The 18,963-nt window shown below is 53.0% G+C and carries 16 protein-coding genes; 14 read left to right on the top strand and 2 right to left on the bottom strand.

Annotation, left to right across the window (positions count from 1 at the left end; all coding sequences use genetic code 11):
- Window positions 1–292 precede the first annotated feature (292 nt).
- The 3 genes from HMPREF2756_RS00275 to HMPREF2756_RS00265 all read left to right on the top strand — a co-directional run bounded on the left by HMPREF2756_RS00275 (window position 293) and on the right by HMPREF2756_RS00265 (window position 1,937).
- Complete coding sequence (locus tag HMPREF2756_RS00275; RefSeq protein WP_246825759.1) at window positions 293–742, top strand: hypothetical protein; 450 nt, start codon at window positions 293–295, stop codon at window positions 740–742.
- Window positions 743–847: 105 nt separating this feature from the next.
- Complete coding sequence (locus HMPREF2756_RS00270; RefSeq protein WP_070617124.1) at window positions 848–1,405, top strand: hypothetical protein; 558 nt, start codon at window positions 848–850, stop codon at window positions 1,403–1,405.
- Between the two features lie 28 nt (window positions 1,406–1,433).
- A complete protein-coding gene (locus HMPREF2756_RS00265; protein WP_070617122.1) occupies window positions 1,434–1,937 on the top strand; it encodes a hypothetical protein in 504 nt (167 codons plus the stop codon).
- 242 nt (window positions 1,938–2,179) lie between these two features.
- On the opposite strand, the gene HMPREF2756_RS00260 is transcribed toward HMPREF2756_RS00265, so the two are convergent.
- Window positions 2,180–4,123 (bottom strand): acyltransferase family protein, encoded by a 1,944-nt coding sequence (locus HMPREF2756_RS00260; RefSeq protein WP_070617120.1) that lies wholly within the window; start codon window positions 4,121–4,123, stop codon window positions 2,180–2,182.
- 283 nt (window positions 4,124–4,406) lie between these two features.
- Between HMPREF2756_RS00260 and dapB the strand changes: the two genes are divergently transcribed.
- The 11 genes from dapB (at window position 4,407) to HMPREF2756_RS11370 (ending at window position 17,453) form a co-directional block, all read left to right on the top strand.
- Window positions 4,407–5,174, top strand: a complete 768-nt coding sequence (gene dapB / locus HMPREF2756_RS00255) for a 4-hydroxy-tetrahydrodipicolinate reductase (RefSeq protein WP_070617118.1) — start codon at window positions 4,407–4,409, stop codon at window positions 5,172–5,174.
- A gap of 21 nt (window positions 5,175–5,195) precedes the next feature.
- Entirely contained in the window at window positions 5,196–5,846 is a 651-nt protein-coding gene (locus HMPREF2756_RS00250) for a tetratricopeptide repeat protein (RefSeq protein WP_070617116.1), read from the top strand.
- A gap of 156 nt (window positions 5,847–6,002) precedes the next feature.
- The gene (gene dapA, locus HMPREF2756_RS00245) at window positions 6,003–6,938 is read left to right on the top strand and encodes a 4-hydroxy-tetrahydrodipicolinate synthase (RefSeq protein WP_083301629.1); all 936 of its coding nucleotides are present in this window, start codon (window positions 6,003–6,005) and stop codon (window positions 6,936–6,938) included.
- Window positions 6,939–7,216: 278 nt separating this feature from the next.
- Window positions 7,217–8,941 carry a ribonuclease J gene (locus HMPREF2756_RS00240; RefSeq protein ID WP_013398755.1) on the top strand — a complete coding sequence of 575 codons (1,725 nt, stop codon included), beginning with the start codon at window positions 7,217–7,219 and terminating at the stop codon, window positions 8,939–8,941.
- A 234-nt stretch (window positions 8,942–9,175) separates the two neighbouring features.
- Window positions 9,176–12,289: a DNA translocase FtsK gene (locus HMPREF2756_RS00235; protein WP_070617114.1), complete on the top strand. Its 3,114-nt coding sequence runs from the start codon at window positions 9,176–9,178 to the stop codon at window positions 12,287–12,289.
- A 248-nt stretch (window positions 12,290–12,537) separates the two neighbouring features.
- Complete coding sequence (pgsA, locus tag HMPREF2756_RS00230) at window positions 12,538–13,170, top strand: CDP-diacylglycerol--glycerol-3-phosphate 3-phosphatidyltransferase (RefSeq protein WP_070617112.1); 633 nt, start codon at window positions 12,538–12,540, stop codon at window positions 13,168–13,170.
- Window positions 13,171–13,240: 70 nt separating this feature from the next.
- Complete coding sequence (locus tag HMPREF2756_RS00225; protein WP_070617109.1) at window positions 13,241–13,756, top strand: CinA family protein; 516 nt, start codon at window positions 13,241–13,243, stop codon at window positions 13,754–13,756.
- A 234-nt stretch (window positions 13,757–13,990) separates the two neighbouring features.
- Window positions 13,991–14,398 (top strand): helix-turn-helix domain-containing protein, encoded by a 408-nt coding sequence (locus tag HMPREF2756_RS00220; RefSeq protein WP_004006266.1) that lies wholly within the window; start codon window positions 13,991–13,993, stop codon window positions 14,396–14,398.
- Between the two features lie 158 nt (window positions 14,399–14,556).
- Window positions 14,557–14,778, top strand: a complete 222-nt coding sequence (locus tag HMPREF2756_RS00215; protein WP_048778720.1) for a DUF3046 domain-containing protein — start codon at window positions 14,557–14,559, stop codon at window positions 14,776–14,778.
- A gap of 324 nt (window positions 14,779–15,102) precedes the next feature.
- Window positions 15,103–16,215, top strand: coding sequence for a recombinase RecA (recA, locus tag HMPREF2756_RS00210; protein WP_004006268.1), 1,113 nt, complete (start codon window positions 15,103–15,105; stop codon window positions 16,213–16,215).
- A gap of 140 nt (window positions 16,216–16,355) precedes the next feature.
- Window positions 16,356–17,453, top strand: coding sequence for a regulatory protein RecX (locus tag HMPREF2756_RS11370; RefSeq protein ID WP_246825758.1), 1,098 nt, complete (start codon window positions 16,356–16,358; stop codon window positions 17,451–17,453).
- Between the two features lie 148 nt (window positions 17,454–17,601).
- Here HMPREF2756_RS11370 and HMPREF2756_RS00200 read toward each other — a convergent pair whose 3' ends face one another.
- Window positions 17,602–18,924, bottom strand: coding sequence for a hypothetical protein (locus HMPREF2756_RS00200; protein ID WP_246825757.1), 1,323 nt, complete (start codon window positions 18,922–18,924; stop codon window positions 17,602–17,604).
- Window positions 18,925–18,963: the final 39 nt, after the last annotated feature.

The raw sequence follows: 18,963 nt of genomic DNA, 5'->3' as shown, positions 1-18,963 counted from the left end.
CTAACATCCCAACCATGCTTTGGAGACCGCGCAAGCAGACGAAGACAGAGACTTATGTAGAAACTAAAGTCTTCTCCACGCTCTACAAGCTCTTGAAGAAGAGACTCTAATATATCGTGTGATGTTTCCTGCTGTGACTCCATAGAATCCCTTTGATATTGGGTATAGGGGCGGTGCTTTTATGATAGAGATTATCGTGTACAGCTTTCATGAGTTTCTCATGAGGAGATTCCTCCCTGTTTCACTTTACCCTTGTGCTAAGGTTGAGAGAATTCGCGAAAGGAACCCCGCTATGTTCACTATCGTTGTCCCTCCCGACTATACCGAAGAACTACAGCAAATCTGCGGTCTAGATGCATCACAACGTGAGAAACTTATCAGCCTTTTAGCATTGGCGTGGCTTGACTGGAAACAGCAGCACCTTTCAGCGCTTGAGGTGGCTGAGGATATTGTGCGTATAGTGCGTGAGCAAGAAATATTCTCCCACGCCGAACGTCTCCAGCAGTGGGCAGAGAGCATGGACGAGATGTACCTTGAGGAGCTCGACGCCGATAAACCGTACGATATTGTACAACCGCTTTTCTACCGTGCCCGGTTTGCCGCCTCTTTATCGTATGCTCAAGACGCTCTTACGGAGGATAGAAGCCTGGATTATCTGCTCTACGAGTACTCCTTCTCACAGGAGACCGATACGGATCACCTGATGCTTGATGCCTTGCGGGTAGCTCGTCAAGGCTCTTAGCGGTAGAGAACTTTCTGAGAGATTTTTAGTGACATCACCGTCTAAGAGACAACTAACATCACCGCTGGCGTATTTTCAGCATGTCAGAGAGAAAACCTATAACTCATGATGAACTTTGAAGATTTTGATCAAGCTTATGATTGGTTTGCGCCGCGTTATGAGCCGATACCATTCAAGGAAATGACTAGAGCCCAACTGCGACAGGTCGTTAAACTATTCAAAGAGGATCAAGGGCCAAGGACCGCGTATGTTGCAGAGTATCTAGGCTCTACAAGTGGCAAAGATTTTCCTACTCTCAGTGATTTAGAACAGCTGTTGCGGTTGGGGAGGGAGTCCTTAGATAGGACAGGGCCGCAGATGGATGATATTTCTGGCACTTTTTTCAGCCTGGCCATTGATTTTGCTTTCTGCTTGTGTACATTCTTGCAGAAATACCGGAGTGATGTGGATTGGGTGGCATCGAAAACGTCAAAGAAGTCAGGTGCGTACAATCGACCATTGATAGCTCGCCCTAATTATGAAACCTCAAAAGGGTATATTGATGGTCTGCAGTTCTTTCTTGGATCAATAAGGTCATCTGTTCGGCGGGAGGAAACGGTTGATGATGTGATGGATGAGTTGAAGTTTGCGATCAAAAGGAATTTTGACATAGATCTCAGCTAACGCCCTCAGGCAATAGGAGGGAAGACACATGCCAGACTTCAGTGAAATGATGCGCCGCAGACCAACCACCCAGGAATTCTATTTTGAGTGGGAGGGTCTGCAGATTTTCGGAGCAATTGATATCACGGATGTCCCGAAGGAACTGGAAATACGGTTCACGTCACCGCACCCGGCTGGAGAGGTAGCTTTACGATTAAATGCCTTTGGCTGTAAGTTTACCCACCCAGACGGAAAGCTATCGGAGAGAATCAGGCTGGTTCATGGTGATGTGAACCCGACACAGGGCGACGAGAATTACGCCCGAATACCTATTCATGGTGCCACTCAAGAATCATCAATCCTCGTGTACAACGAGTATTTAGTTGGCCCTCGGGGACTTACGGATGTAAAGCAACTAGAGTCTTTCACCGGTGATAGTGGAATGCTAGTTGAACGCTGTGAAAACGACATTTTGTTTCGCTGCAATTCGTGGAAACCTGCCGATAGGAAGGCTTTTGTTGATATGCAGGGGAGTATTACTTTGTTGTACTAAGCAAGCCAAAGCTGGATCCCGAAGACGTCTTGAAGATGCGGAATAGATTTAGCCGGTTATGTAGTTTTATACATGATAGTACTCCAGGTACGTGAAGTTCTTGAAAGGTTCAATTACTTTCAAAACTCCCTACTTCAGCCTGCCAGTATCAAAACGGTTTGATTTGTTTGACCCGTAGTTTGAAGCGTGTGGATTCAAAAGGTTTAAAAACGATACCAATACACTAAACGTACGATTTCCTCCTAACTTTGTGCCCGAGCAACCGCCTCCGTCAGAATACGGGCGTAGAGCATCTGCCCCTTAACCTCCGGATGCACGCCGTCCGAAGTCATCAGGCTTGGATCGCTCCGCACCGCCTGCGTTATTGCACCATTCCAGTCTGCAATATAGACGCGGGAAGAATTTTTCTGCGCAAACTCACGAATCAGATTATTTGAAGAATCAATCCAGGTGAGGGTTCGCGGACCGTACCCCGTTGCGAGCACCAACTTCGTGTCTGCCGGAAGCGCCCGCAAAACCTCTTCAAGCTGGCCGGGCATCAGCGTCGAGTTAGCGGTTACCGAGAGTACTAAAACTTTCCCAATTTTTCCCTGCGATGACCAGGATTTAACCATGGGCAACGCCTGAACAATGGTGCGTCCCTCTGCCGCGTCGATCGTGGCGTCCGGCATCGCATCATAAATATCGGGCTCTGCAGAAAGCACTACAGAATCGCCGATCACGGTTACATCAGCAGAATTCACCTGCGGATATTCATCTGGCACCGCAGAGGTCGCAGCGCTAGGATTTGCTGCTGTCGAACTTGCTGTTGGCGAGGCGCTCGCATGTGCTCGTTGTTCCTCACGCGCTTTTAAACGTTCCTGGGCGCGCTTTTTGCCTTCTTCAACGGCGCGTTGTGCACTAGTTTGATCAGGAGCAGTTCGTACCGCGACAGCAGTCGCTGAGCCTGCGCCCATCACAAGGACTAATGCAATAACGGGTAGAGCACGATACCTGCCGTAACGAATGCTTCCAAAAAATTGTGCGAACGAGCTACGGAAACCATATCGCCGTACTGGAGTTTCAAGGTAACGATAAGAAAGCTCAGCAATAATGACGGTAACCAGCAGAACAACGACGTTCCACAGCGGTGAACGATCCACACCCAGAAGATAATGCGCCATAACGGCAAGCGGCCAGTGCCAGAGGTAAAGTCCGTAGGATCGCTGCCCAATCCAGGTGAGGGGGCCGAAAGATAGTACCGAACGTAATAGAGACGATGCCCCGGCGAGCATATCCGGCAGGATTCCTTGAATAACTCCAAGTGTCAGCAGCGAAGCGCCGAGGAGCCCCCAGGGGATAGTGCCCGGCGCCTTCTCAGGCATAAGAAGAGCAAGCGGAATGAGAGCAACCAAGCAGAGCCAGCTGAGAATTACACGCAGGAAAGCCACCACACCAAGGGGTTGCGCCACTCGATATATAACGTGTTTATCACGAGGTGGATAGAGCGACCACGGGATAGAAAAAGCTAGTAGAACACCTAAGAGCAGACCGTAAACATGGGTATCGGTACCGTAGTAAATACGGCTGATGGGCGCTCCAAATGCCAGCATAACCGTGCCGCTTGTTAAGGATGCAATGATAGCTATAAAGATAATGAGGCTGAATCGTCTCCACCGTCTGCTGAGGATAACACCCGCTGCTACCAGCAGAAGAGGCCAGAACAAATAGAACTGCTCTTCAACGGCAAGCGACCAAAAGTTCGTGAAAAGTTCGGGAGAAGTCTGCGCAAAATAGTCGCTACCGCTGAAAATAGAGAGCCAGTTAGATGAGAATGTGCCTGCGCCAGTAAGTTGTCTGCCCAGATTGACCTGTATATCGCCGCCTATGGCTAGCGCGATGGGACCGGTTACTAAAATAAGCAGCGCGATCGCGGGAAGGAGCCTGCGAGCGCGGCGCTTCCAGAAAAGGAGTAGGTTGATACGCCCGGTTACCGCTCCTTCGCGGAGTAGGAGGGCGGTAATCAAATATCCCGAGATGACGAAGAAAATATCGACCCCGATCATACCGCCCGGCACCGAAGTAGGCCAGAGATGGTACACAATTACCAGGAGTACGGCGATGGCTCTCAGGCCGTCGAGCCCGGGTAGCATAAAAGAGCGGTTAGCCTCATGGGGGCTGACCGCGGACGGAAAAAGTTGCTTCATGATGTCTTGTTACTCCGGGGTGATGAAAAGAGTGAAGAAAAATACTGTTTACTAGTATAAGAGTTTATTTGTTAGATAGAGACGTTTGGAGCCATCGAGAAGTTTTGTGAAATTTAAGAAACGTAGCTACCAGATATTTTGGTATCTGTAAGCCTTTTGTGCTGGTGCTTGAGCGTTGATGGGGCGTGGTCATAAGCAACATCATGTCTCGATTCGTGCTGTACACTACATGCGATAATAGGTAGAGATAACTGGGCTATTCGTAAGTTTTGGAGGCAACAGAATGGTAGAAGCAACGCAGACTAAAATACGGCGGGTGGCGGTTCTTGGAGCATTGGGACGTATGGGATCGGAAACGGTCAAAGCTATTACCGATGCCCCCGATCTTGAATTAGTTGCCGCTTTAGGGCGTGAAGATTCTCTCGAAAAGCTCGTTGAAACTAGTGCTGAGATTGTGGTTGATTTGACCGTGCCGACCGCTACCGAGACAAACGTCCGTTTTGCCGTAGAGCATGGATTGCATGCCGTTGTGGGTACTACCGGCTGGACTGAAGAACGTGTGGAATCCTTGCGCGAGCTTCTTGATGAGCACCCGCAGGTGGGTGTGCTGATTGCACCGAATTTTGCGTTGGGATCCATTTTGGCGACGGAATTTGCGGCTAAGGCGGCACCGTATTTTGAATCGGTTGAGATTATCGAGATTCATCACCCCAATAAGGTTGATGCTCCCTCGGGAACAGCCGCTCACACAGCACGCCGGGTTGCGGCTGCGCGAGAAGAAGCGGGACGTGGGATCAGTCCGGATGCTACCGAGAGCGATCCTCTGGGCTCTCGCGGCGGCAAAGTTGAGGGTATTAACGTGCATGCGGTGCGGCTTCGCGGCATGGTTGCGCATCAGGAAATTCTGCTGGGCGACCCCGGACAGCTTTTGACAATCCGTCACGATTCTTTCGACCGCGCATCCTTCATGCCCGGTGTGCTCTTAGGTGTGCGGAAGGTTGCGGCGCATCCGGGGTTGAGCGTTGGACTCGATAAGTATATGGATCTGTAGATCGTGCGGATACCGACTCCAATGACCTCTGAACAAGAAACGGTAAAACCCGTGCGGGGCGCCTCATGGCTGACATCGTTGAGATTATGGGTTGCGATTGCCTGTCTCTTATTAGTCTGTACCGTGCTTCTGCTGCCTCTGCCGCTGGGTATTCGTGCGTCAATACTGGGCGTGCTGATTTTTAGCGGAGTATTTATGCTGGTGGATGCGGGCGGTAAAGGTAAAATCTTTGCGGCGCTCACAGTGGCGCTCTTGGGGCTGTATCTGCTGTTTACGGCACAGCGTGGGGTCGTGCTCATTGCGTCGGGGAATATCGCAGGTATTCTGCTCGGGGCAGGACTATTGCTTTTGCCCGCAGTGGGTGCGTGGGCGCTTGTGCGCGAGGTGATATTTGGTGCGCGTATACAGCGGATGGCTCAGGAGCTTGATGCCCAGGGTAAACTTCCCGAAGATACGCTGCCGCGAAGTCCCTCCGGACGGGTTGATCGTGAGGCCGCTTCAGTAGAACTTGAAAAATTTGCCGATGTTCTCGAAGCAAATCCGAACAGCTGGGAAGCCTGGTTTAATCTCTCATGCATGTACGATGTTTGCGGTGAACGTAAACGTGCCCGCGCCTCTATGCGAAATGCGATTTCTCTGCGCCGCGGTCGTGGTGTGACCGACCTGAAATAGTGTGTCTGTTAGGGGAGTCGATGCGTGTTCATGAAGAGTGCTTGAAGTTGCGTTTTGAGCTCAAGAACGCAGAACTCCACAAAAAAGTGAAAATTTTCGGGACAAAAGCAAAATTAATGTAGCGTAAGAACAGCTTAAGATAGTACTCTGGGGTGTATGGCTGAGAACGTGATGAACCCCGGTACTTTTGTAAACCCGCCCTTTGGGCGTCTGCTCACGGCAATGGTAACGCCCTTCGCTCAAGACGGATCTGTGGATGAAAAACAGGTTGCACACCTGGCGGAATACCTCATTAACAATGGTCATGACGGGTTGATCGTCTGTGGTACCACAGGAGAATACTCGACCATGACCGATGATGAGAACGAACGAGTTTTCGCCATCGTCAAAGAAACTGTAGGAGACCGTGCCTCTATCGTTGCTGGCGTGGGCTCGAACGACACCGCGCACACCATTGAGCTTGCCCGTCGCGCCGAAAAGGTTGGTGTTGACGGTTTGCTTGTGGTGACTCCCTACTATAACAAGCCCACTCAGCATGGCGTTTACGTGCACTTTAGCACCGTAGCAAAAGCCACCAGTACACCCATCATGCTCTACGATATTCCGGGGCGTGCCAGCATCCCGATTGCTCCCGACACCTACCGTCGGCTGGCAGAACTTGATAATATTGTTGCTGTTAAGGATGCGAAGGCTGACTTTGGCGCCGCAACCGACGTTATGGCAACCACAGATTTGCATTACTACAGCGGTGATGATGGTTTGACTCTGCCTTGGATGGCAGTAGGAGCCGTAGGCTTAGTTTCAGTTACCGCGCATGTGGCACCCATGCTCTTCCGTGAGCTTATTGATGCCGTTGTAGCGCAGGATCTTGTGAGTGCGCAGCGCATTAACCTGCAGCTCGTGCCCATTGTGAACGCCACCATGGGACGAGCCCCCGGCGCCGTTGCTGCCAAAGAAATCCTGGCTTGGCAAGGCGTTCTTGGAACACCTGTTGTACGCCTGCCTCATGTACTTTCCGAACCCGAAGTGGTGGAGGCTATCCGAGCGGATCTGCTTTCCTCCACTATCGCGCAGACTCTTAAAAACGCATAAGACTTTCTGCGGCTAGTTTCGGGCGGACCCAGCGTGACTCGTATGTAGCGAGAAGATCACGCGGGTCCGCTTTCCGTGCAGAAGCGGAACGTGAAGGCGTGGACCCCTCCTCTAGAGGCGAGATGCGTCCACGACCTTTAGCGAACGGACTCTCAGCCTCTCAAGCCGCATGAGCAGCACTCGCGAAGCAACCCGATACGCTTCGGAGTTTGATACTCACAGCGGGTGCGCCCTTAGACGACACGAAAAATAGAATCATAGAAAACAAGGAGATACGCATGAGCGTTTTTGAAAATGATCTGCCGGCGCCTCCCAAACTGCAGAAAGACACCCTGCGCGTGGTGCCTCTCGGTGGTCTGGGTGAAGTCGGTCGAAATATGACCGTCTACGAAATCAACGGCAAACTGCTGATTGTAGACTGCGGTGTGCTCTTCCCTGAAGAGTCCCAGCCCGGTGTAGACCTAATCCTGCCCGACTTCAGCTATGTGGTCGATCGCCTGGATGATGTAGTCGCCATGGTTCTCACTCACGGGCACGAAGACCACATTGGGGCGGTACCTTATCTGCTTAAGAAACGTCCCGATATTCCTCTCATCGGTTCCGAACTTACTCTCGCGCTGGTAGAAGCGAAGCTTGCCGAGCATCGCATCAAGCCTTATACGCTCACCGTAAAGGAACACCAGATCGAAAAGTTTGGTCCTTTTGAATGCGAGTTCATCGCGGTTAACCACTCTATTCCGGATGCACTCGCCGTATTTATCCGAACCGCTGCAGGAACTGTGCTGCACACCGGCGACTTTAAGATGGATCAGCTTCCACTGGATGGGCGCATCACCGACCTGCGTCACTTCTCGCGTCTGGGCGACGAAGGTGTGGATCTATTCCTGCCTGACTCCACAAACGCAGAGGTTCCCGGGTTTACACCCACCGAAAAAAATATCGGACCTGTTATATCGAGCGTATTCCGCGATGCGCCCGGTCGTATTATTGTGGCCTCGTTCTCCTCACACGTTCACCGCGTGCAGCAGGTGCTCGATGCCGCAGTCGAGCGCGGGCGCAAAGTTGTGCTGGTCGGACGCTCCATGGTGCGCAACATGACCATCGCTGAGAAACTGGGTTACCTCAAGGTACCCGAGGGCGTTCTTGTAGATTTGAAGAAGGTCGATGAATACCGCCCCGATGAGCTTGTACTCATGTGTACCGGTTCGCAGGGCGAGCCGATGGCGGCTCTGTCGCGTATGGCTAATGGCGATCACAAGGTTCAGCTTGAACCGGGCGATACCGTCGTGTTGGCTTCATCGCTGATTCCGGGCAACGAAACCAGCGTGTACCGCATTATTAATGCCCTGATGAAACTCGGCGTGACTGTTGTGCATAAGGGCAACGCGAAGGTTCACGTTTCCGGTCACGCGGCGGCGGGAGAGCTGCTGTACTGCTACAACATTCTGGAACCGAAGAACGTGATGCCTGTTCACGGCGAGGTTCGTCACCTGATTGCTAACGGGGAACTGGCGAAAGAGACAGGCGTTCCTGAAGAGGGCGTGCTCCTGTGCGAATCCGGTACCGTTGTGGATCTCAAAGACGGCGTAGCGAAGATCGTTGGCGAAGTTCCCTGCGAGTACCTGTACGTGGATGGACGTTCTGTTGGCTCGGTGACCGAGGACGATCTTAAGGCACGCCGCGTTCTGGGCGAAGAAGGATTCGTTTCTATCGTGACGGTCATCGATCGTGCTACCAAACGTGTGGTAACCGGGCCAGATATTCATGCCCGCGGTATCGCCGAAGACGATTCGGTCTTCGACGAGATCACCCCCAAAATTACCGCCGCCCTTGAGGATGCGCTTCACCGCGCGCCCGAGAAGGTGCATACGGTACAGCAGCTTCAGCAGATTGTGCGCCGTACCATTGGTGCATGGATCTCCCGCCGCCTGCGCCGTAAGCCCATGATCGTCCCAGTGGTCGTTGAGACTAAAACGGATGAGGAACCTAAGCCGACGGTGTAGCGAGCGCACAGCCCACGGCGAAAGGCGGTGCGGGCACGCTCTGTGCGAACGTACCCCGCACAATACACGACAAACGGGGCCGATAGCTGCTTGAGCGGTCGGCTCCGTTCCCGTGTACGGTAGCATATGAATACTATGGATGCGTCGTATCACGTTCTTGCCCCGATTGCATCGGTCGCGAGAGAATGACGGCATCTAGCCCCAAGCACATGGAAGGTTGCTAACCTAGTAAATATGGCTTCACGGAGTAATCAAGGGCGTAAAAGCAAAGCCGGATCAGCTAAGAAAACCTCGGCACGCGGTTCCCGGGGCACATCTAAGCGCGCGAATACCCCCGAAACTAACCCTGTGGCAAACGCTATTGCGAAAGTGTGGTTAGGCATTGCCCACACGGTGGGCGGCGCTGTGCGTGCTCTTGGGGTGCATCGCACAGATTTAGATCCACAGGCACGCCGCGATGGTGGAGCGCTCTTCATCTTGCTTTTCGGCATTATTACGGCTGGGGTCGAATGGTATAGCTGGCGCGTCATGTCTGCCCCGGTCATTATCCATGCCCCAATCTCGGCATGGCACACCATGCTGGGCGGCGTTTTCGGTCAGGGTGCTATTTTGGTACCGATTCTGAGCTTTATTTTGGCATGGTGCGTTTTCCGTACGCCAGATGATGTTCGCCGCACCAATCGAGTCTCGCTCGGCCTGCTGCTCATCCTTATTGCAGCGTCGCTTTTCTTCGCGATGAACGCCGGATACCCCAGTTTTTCGGGCGGTTTTGAGGCTGTATGGGCCGGGGGTGGCGCCATTGGTGCGCTTCTTGGACCTCTCATGCAACGCATAGTATTTGTGCAGTGGCTCGTTATTCTGGCTCTCTTCGTCATGGGGCTTATGGTATTGACGGCTACTCCGGTGCGTCAGGTTATTCCGCGGCTTACACATCTCGTTCGCATGGCCTTGGGCGAAAAGCCGGTTGCCTCCACCGATGACGACCCGACCATCGCATACCCGCAGGACGGCTATGATGCGGATTCCACGGCAGCGACTCAGACAGTCGATTTGAGTGCCTCGGAACATGATCGTAGCTATCTTTACGGTGATGAGGAAGAACGCCGTACGCCTCGCGGCGGTATCTTCGGGTCAATTAAGCGGTGGTTCGGATTCGGCCGTTCCCAACAGGCCGATCAGGGATTGGACGAATACGTTGGCGATGAGGCATTCGCCAGCCCTGTGGTTAATACTCATGAAGAGTTTTCCGCAACCTCTGCGGAAGCCCCAGCGCCGCATTCTTCGGCATCGTCTCAGGGTAGGTTGAGCCGCCTGCCCAAACGCCGCACCGAGAACACCGTGTTCGATCATGAGGCTTCGGATGCGCCCTCGGCACGCCTGGCTCAGGCGCAGCGTGCCGCCGTTGAACACGGTCGTGTGGCACCGGATGCACTCTTTGATGTAGAGGCTTTTGATGACACATCGGTGCAGCCTCTCGTACCCGCCGCATCCGAGCAGAATGTTGCGACAAAGCAGATAGCAAGTCCTCAGACGCAGCCTGCTCAACAGTCACAGCCGGAAGCAGTGCAGCAGCAAGGTACATCGGCTAAACCGCAGCAAAGTAGCGGTGCATCCCGCATGCCGCAGACGAAGCCGCAAGCTACGGTCAGCGGAGCAGCGGCTGCCGGTACGGGGGCGTCACGACCCCTGCAAAACAACACGCGCACCGCGCATACCGAGCAGGCCCGCCCCGAACAATCCGTCGAGTCTTCGCAGGGCACTTATAACCTGCCCGCAGAACAGATGCTGGTGGCGGGTCCCCCTGCTAAGGAATCATCCGAAGTGAACGAACACATGGTCGAAGCACTGACCAACGTTTTAGAGCAGTTTAAGGTTGATGCGGTTGTCACCGGATTCTCGCGCGGTCCGACCGTGACCCGCTACGAGATCGAGCTGGGTGCCGGTACGAAGGTTGAACGTGTGACCGCGCTGAGTAAGAATATCGCCTATGCAGTCGCCAGCCCGGATGTGCGTATACTATCGCCTATTCCCGGTAAATCGGCGATCGGTATTGAGATTCCAAATACTGACCGCGAGACGGTATCTCTGGGCGATGTCTTACGGTCCCCGCAGGCTCACTCGAACCCGCATCCGATGGTTATGGGCGTGGGCAAAGATGTCGAGGGCGGTTTTGTGCTTGCGAACCTGGCGAAAATGCCGCATATGCTGGTTGCGGGTGCAACCGGCGCCGGTAAGTCTTCGTTCGTGAACTCGATGATTACCTCGATTCTTATGCGTTCTACACCTGATCAGGTGCGTTTAGTGATGGTGGACCCCAAACGCGTGGAGCTTACCGCCTATGAGGGAATTCCACACCTGATTACGCCTATTATTACTAACCCGAAGAAGGCAGCGGAGGCGCTTCAATGGGTAGTACGTGAAATGGATGCACGCTATGACGACCTGGCGCATTACGGGTTTAAGCATGTGGACGATTTCAACAAGGCCGTACGCGAGGGCAAGATTCAGCCTGAGCCGGGGAGTAAACGAAAAATTCACGAGTACCCGTACCTGTTGGTTATCGTGGACGAGCTTGCCGATTTGATGATGGTTGCCCCGCGTGACGTTGAAGAGGCGATTGTTCGTATTACGCAGTTGGCGCGTGCAGCTGGTATTCACCTGGTGCTTGCAACTCAGCGTCCTTCGGTTGACGTGGTAACCGGTCTGATTAAGGCGAACGTTCCTTCGCGTATGGCGTTTGCGACATCATCGGTCACGGATTCGCGTGTGGTGCTGGATCAACCAGGCGCTGAAAAACTGATCGGTCAGGGCGATGCGCTCTTCCTGCCAATGGGTGCCTCGAAGCCGATGCGTGTGCAGGGTGCGTGGGTCTCTGAATCCGAGATTCATGCGGTTGTTGAGCACGTGAAGCAGCAGGCTCCGACAATTTACCGTGAAGATGTTATGGTCTCAGCCGCGAAGAAGCAGATCGATGAGGAAATCGGCGATGACCTTGATGACTTGCTCCAAGCGGCTGAAATCGTGATTACCACGCAGTTTGGTTCTACCTCAATGCTTCAGCGTAAACTTCGCATGGGCTTTGCGAAGGCGGGGCGCATTATGGATCTGCTGGAGTCTCAAGGCATAGTTGGTCCTTCTGAGGGGTCGAAGGCGCGCGATGTGTTGGTGCGCCCAGACGATCTGCAGAATACCTTGGCACGCATCCGGGGTGAAGAGGTGCCCGAACCCGTTGAGGAAACTTTTGAAGACCCGTATGCGCAAGCGGTGAACCCCGCAGAGCCTGCCGAATATGCGGTGGAAGAGAGCGATGAGGGCTCGGAGGACGCCTGGCAGCTCACGGGGCGGTAACCCACCAACAGTCGTATTCAAAGTGTTCTTCATCATCCTAGAGAGATTCCCGCTTCTGCTGGCATATCGTGCTGCGGAAGCGGGAATTTTTCTATTACTGCGAGAGCCCAAACAAGGATTTATCGGAATGCCATTCTTATAGGAACGATACCTCGTATACTGGAAAGATATGAGGCAAGGGCTACGCTCTGGGAGTTACTTGCAGCCAACAACGAGTCGTTGGTACCAGACTGTAGAGAAGGGTAACAGTGAGTCAGGAATCAGTATCGGCGGTATCGCAGACCGAGCGTCATGTATCTAACTGGAATCTGCCGAATATTCTGACGGTTGTGCGTATTATTGCAGTTCCTTTTTTCGTTGTAGTGCTCCTTGCGGGCGGAACATTCGGAGCTGAAGATGTAGCACAGCGGTGGCTTGCTTTTGCCCTCTTTATCGCCGCGATGATTACCGACTGGGCGGACGGTTACCTGGCTCGAAGCCGTAACCTCATCACGAGCTTTGGGAAGATCGCTGATCCTATTGCTGATAAGCTCCTCACCGGTGCGGCGTTCATTACCCTTTCTTGGTTGGGCGAGCTGTGGTGGTGGGTAACCGCTGTAATTCTCCTTCGGGAGTGGGGAATCACCATCATGCGTTTTTTCGTTATCAAATACGGGGTTATGGCGGCAAATAAGGGCGGAAAGATCAAAACCGTTTTACAAACCGTTGCTCTCGTGGTGATGCTCTTACCCTTAGGACTCCTCGGCGAGCCTTGGTTGGTTCCCGGATGGGTTCTTATGGCGGCGGTAACCGCTATTACCGTCTGGACAGGGGTAGTTTACGTGCGTGATGCTCACCAGCTTCGCCAGATATGGCTGGCGCAGCATCCCACACAGTCATGAGGCTGGGACATTCTAGATGGATTGTCCCGGTATTTTATACGATGGATATATCTCGTTGGGAGGAGTACTTATGGACGTACTCAAAACGGTACCGCATAGTGCGAAGGAAGCCGCTCAGATACTTCACGATGCTTTGGTCGGTACAGGTCTGACAATCGCCACGGCGGAATCTCTCACCGGAGGAGACGTTGGGGGTACTATCTGCACCGTTGCAGGAGCCTCGGAATACTACCGCGGCGGGGTTATCTCATATGCGAGCGCGGTCAAGGCATCCGTTTTAGGCGTAAACGAGGAGCTTTTAGCTAAGAATGGTTCCGTTGATCCGGAAGTTGCCCGGCAGATGGCGCAGGGAACCGCACGAATCTGTGGAGCTGACTACGGGGTTTCGACCACTGGAGTTGCAGGGCCAGAGCCGCACGATGGTAAGCCCGTTGGTACCGTATTTTTGGGTGTGCACACTCCGGAGGCAACCTATGCCGTACAGCGGCACTATGAGGGGGATAGGGTACAGATTCGCGCCTCGGCAATGGCGGATGCAATTCTCCTGCTGACCCAGGCTGTGCACGGTACTAAGGACGCATCGTAGCCTTATCTAGAGGTCAGCTGAAGTATCTTTTCACGGGATACTTTAATCAAGTTTCCAGGAATTTCCCAGGTAAATGGGAATAAAACTATAGCTTGGTAAGTTTGAATATATACTAGCCAGGCTCATATAAACGGTACAGTACCCGAGGCTAGCCGAGAACTAAAAAATGAGTTAGGCTTAATAACTGTAAGAACCGAACACTGGTTGACCTACGTACGAGGAGAAACAACGCATATGACCAAGAAGCGTGTATCTATTAATGGTATTACCCGGTGGAAAGAAATTAACCCAGCTCCGCAGCAGGTAGCTCCTGTTGTGGAAGAGGCAAAGACTGTACCTCTGCGCCAGGCTATTGGCGAGGTTCTTCGTGACGTTCGTCAGCGCCAGGGTCGTACCCTACGCGAGGTTTCACAGAGCGCACGTGTTTCCCTGGGTTATCTCAGCGAAGTTGAGCGTGGGCAGAAGGAAGCTTCTTCGGAGCTTCTGGCATGGATTTGCCAGGCGCTTGATATCCCGATGTACCAGATGCTCCGTGAAGTCGCCGACCGTATGGCAATTCTAGAGGGCGTACATGTTCCGGATACCGTTCCCGCCGAGCTTGCTGAGCAGTACCGTAACGATTACATGATGGCTTCGCTCTAAGAGACTTATGTGAGCGAACCGCGCATCCGTTATGATGCGCGGTTCGCTTTTTTATGCACTGACAACGGTAGAGGTCTACCTTCACAGGGGACTCTGATGAAGCATTCTCATGATTTTTCTCGGATGCGCCCTGAAACGGGAAAATGTAAGGAGGGACGATGAAACTCAGCGAGTTTTGGACCAATATGGACTACGAATTCGGTGCTGGATATGCCCGAGTTTTGGCGGGCGATTTGGTGCTTGGGTCGCTTGGGAATATGACGGCTTTAGAGGCACTTGAAGCTGGGGTTGCGCCGAAGGATGTTTGGCTTGCGGTCTGCGAGACACAGGATATTCCGGCAGTTCGCCGTTTGGGACCCGACCGTGAACCGCGCAGGTAGCTGGAATCCATGAATTGCTGCGGAATAAGTCCGATTTTAGGGGCTGTTGAGATACCACATGGGGAGACTCTGAGATAGACACGGCGAGCATAAATTCGAAAAAATTTGCCGAAAATTTGTGCGATTTATAGGATTTTTGTTCGAGTCATGCTAATCTATCCACAGAGTAAAAATATCTGTACTTTCTGGGGGATTTTTCCACATTCTTCCGCCGCCGGTCTTAAAGTGTCAGGCGGACTTCGTAGAGTAGTGTGCAGAGGGTTGCGAGAAGCACCTCCCGAAGAATCATTGAGACCTTCTATTAATAGAACGAGGTAACTAATCGTGGCAAAAAACAGCAAGGCACAGGGCGTCGCTCGTGTTCCTGAAGAAGGCCGTGCCAAGGCACTTGAAGCCGTAATGGCTAAAATTGACAAGGATTATGGTAAAGGCGCGATTATGCGTCTAGGCGATAAAGAGACCGTGAAAACGGAGGTTATTTCAACCGGCGCTATCGCTTTGGATGCTGCTCTCGGTATCGGCGGACTGCCCCGCGGCCGTGTGATCGAAATTTATGGTCCTGAATCTTCCGGTAAGACCACTGTCGCTCTGCATGCTGTAGCGAATGTGCAGAAAGCGGGCGGTATCGCGGCGTTTATTGATGCTGAACATGCGCTCGATCCGGTCTATGCTGCCAAACTCGGCGTTGACACCGATGCCCTCTTGGTATCGCAGCCCGATACTGGGGAACAGGCACTCGAAATTATGGATATGCTGGTTGGTTCCGGTGCTGTAGATATCGTTGTGGTCGACTCTGTAGCAGCTCTCGTTCCCCGCGCCGAGATTGACGGCGATATGGGGGATTCTCATGTGGGTCTGCAGGCGCGTTTGATGAGCCAGGCTCTCCGTAAGATTACGGGTCGCCTGGCATCCACCGGCACTACAGCAATCTTCATTAACCAGCTTCGTGAGAAGATCGGCGTGTTCTTTGGTTCTCCCGAAACCACGACCGGCGGTAAGGCCCTGAAGTTCTACGCCTCGGTGCGTATCGATATTCGACGTATTGAGACCTTAAAGGACGGGGCGAACCCCATTGGCAATAAAACTCGTGCCAAGATCGTGAAGAATAAGATGGCTCCTCCCTTCAAACAGGCCGAGTTCGACATTCTGTATGGTGAGGGTATCTCCGTTGAAGGTGGTATTCTTGACCTCGCGGTAGAGCATGACATCGTCAAGAAGTCTGGCGCCTGGTTTACCTATGATGGCGAACAGCTGGGGCAGGGGCGCGAGAACGTGCGTAAACTGCTCAAGGATAACCCGGAATTGACTGAGGAACTACAGTATAAGGTCCTCGTAAAACTCGGAATTATCGATCCTGAAGGCGAGGAATCTTCGGAAGAAGCTGAAGCCACATCGGTTGAAGCCGATCCTCTCGACGAGCTCGCAGAAGAATTCTAAATAAGATGGCGTGTGCCGCGCATCCACGATAGCCTAGCTTTGAGGATACGCGGCACACGCTCTAGCATATCTGAGACTCTACGCCTTTTGAGGCGTTGTACCTACAGGATTACAGCATCGAACCAGCACAGGAAGGCGGCATGGGTAACGATTGGTTGGCGGATGCCTGGGGTGATAACCCGTTGAGTGATCCTGCGATTTCTGACGCTGAAAAAACTTCTGATGTTGTGCAGGAATCCGCAGAGGGCAAAGCCACAGGATTTTCTGATTGGCATCCCGCCGCACACGGGCATGTGGAAGACAAACCCGACCCCGATTCTGCACCCTATCGTTCTTCCTCATTGCGCTCGTTCCCACGCACACGAGGGGGAGGGGCTGCAGCTCAACATGATGCAGAGCCCCGTACACAAAACGCTTCGTCAAAACCCTCAGCAGGGCGTACATCGGACGCCCGTAAGAAGCGTCGAAACCCGGACTGGAAAAAAGGATTCCGGCGCCCCAAGAACACCGAAAAATCGCCCTTCGCCCCGGCTATTGGGGTTCATCGTGCAGAGGAAGAACATCCAGAAAAAGTACGAAAGAAGAAACGGTTATCAGGCCCATTATTTCGTGAGGGAAGTGCCCTCAACGAACCTTTGAGCACCGAAGAAGAAGCTCTTATTCGAGGTATCGCTGCCGAAGAAAAGACGAATGTTCCGGGCACCAACCGCTCAGGACGTTGGAAACAGCGCGAAGAGCCAGATCCGTACACGCGAGCAAAGACTCTGGTTTACAATCAGCTGGCGTATTCTGCTAAATCCCGCGCGCATCTGCAGAAAAAACTTGTCGATAAAGGGTTTGAGGAAAGCCTGATAGAGTCACTGCTCGATAAATTTGAGGCTGCTCACCTGATTGACGATGCCGAGTATGCGCGTTCCTTTGTGGAACAGCGGGGAAAACATAAGAAACTTTCCCGAACCGCTCTGCGCCGTGAACTCAAAGAGCGAGGAATTACCGGAGAACTTGCTGAAGATGCGCTCGCTGCACGCACGGACGAAGATGAACGTCAGGACGCGGCGGAGCTCGTGCGCAAAAAACTGCGTCCTTCTATGAATTTCTCAGATCGTACCGAGAAGGAGAAAATCATGCGCCGGCTGGTAGGGATGCTGGCACGTCGAGGATATTCTTCATCCGTAGCGTTTTCGGTGGTAAAAGAAGAAATCGGGAGGTACCGCAGCGAGCAAGAAGAAGACTGTTGAGTATTCTTCATCAGAAGAGTATCCAACAGATACGAGATAATCTATGTAGCCGTTACAAGAACACTATGCCTACAGGTTCTTACCCGGAACGGAATTAGTTGGGATTTTACGCTTGCCGTCGGTGAGGCAACTGAACATGCCGTCTAACCTATTTTTCGAGGTTCTTACCGTAATCGCCAAGGCGCTGGATGAGATCGTAAAGCGCAGGGTCTTGGGTGTTCCCAAGAGTAAGCAGGATGCGCATCAGCTCAACACCCTGGCGGCAAATGCGGGGAAGAACCCGCGCCCGAGTTCCGTCGGCGTAAAGTTCCAAAAGCGTACACACCGTAATAGCTGCGCACACCGCGATGTCTTCTGCAAGCCTGGCATCTAAAGGTATTTCACCGAAGAGGACCGTATAAAATTTAGGAAGCTCCTGTTCCCTATCTACCCGGTAAAGCGGGTACTGGGGCGACGAGGGAAACCCGAGCATCGCCTCCACAAAAGGGAATCCGCGATGGTGAATACAGGTTCCCTCCGTATCAAAGGCGCGGGTGCCGATACCGCGAGAAGGTGCCGTATCGGCCGGGGAGTACAGCACGTTATGCGGCGAAAAATCTCCCGACGAGAGCATATAGACCTGCCCGCGGCTACGTTTAAACTGCTCGGGTACCGGCGGGCGTTTGAGGAAAAATGGCTGAGTAATGCGATGGAACCGGAAGATTAGTTCTTGGAGATCGTTTGTAGGTTCTTCGGCATCTTCGCTCCGTTCTGCTGGGAGATCGGGATATAGGCGTTGAAGCCCCTTCTTGGCAAGTTTCGGGGAGGGCATTGCCCCCGGGAACTGTGCCCTGCGGTCCGCCTTCGCGAGCGACGCGCGATATTGATCGACGGTGTCGTCAAAAATTCCTTGTCGGGCGAATTCACCCCATACTGCCGCGTAAGCCGCAAAAGCGCGTGCCGTATTGTTCTGGTTGAAAAGCTGCGTGGAGGTATCAGCTATGAGGGAGTTTGCAACGGGTACCGACCCTTCAAAAGCCACGTCTTCGAGTGCTAAGCAGCGTAGATCATCATCAACACCGTAGAGGGCAGGGTAGATATCTGGAACCATTTCATCGAGGGCAACCGCACCGTATTTTTCCCGAAGGTATCCAAAACCGCCTGCGTTAGTCGCCGAGTCTCCGCGGCGATAACGTTTTAAGATGACAGATTCGGGCTGCCAGGGTGTATGCGGGTTAGATCCATAGCGTACTCGCAGCACTACCGAGCGCATTCCGGTTGAGAGAATCGTCAGCGAGAAGGGAATCCGATCTCCGATAGCCGGTAGGGTTGCCGCCCACGAAAGCATCTTGAGAACACTGACCCGGAACGCCTCAGAATCGGCGGGGGAGTGCGTGGGCGCGGGATGGTATTCCGCGATGGCACGCTCAAGAATAGTCGCGAGGGGATCATCAGGATACTGGCCGGAAGAATTACTAAGGGATACCTGCATAGAGCCATTATCCACCATCCGCTACCCTAATGGCGTGAG

The sequence above is a fragment of the Rothia sp. HMSC067H10 genome (assembly GCF_001810635.1).
GTDB classification, from domain to species: domain Bacteria; phylum Actinomycetota; class Actinomycetes; order Actinomycetales; family Micrococcaceae; genus Rothia; species Rothia dentocariosa.
This window is presented reverse-complemented; position numbering and strand designations above follow the sequence as displayed.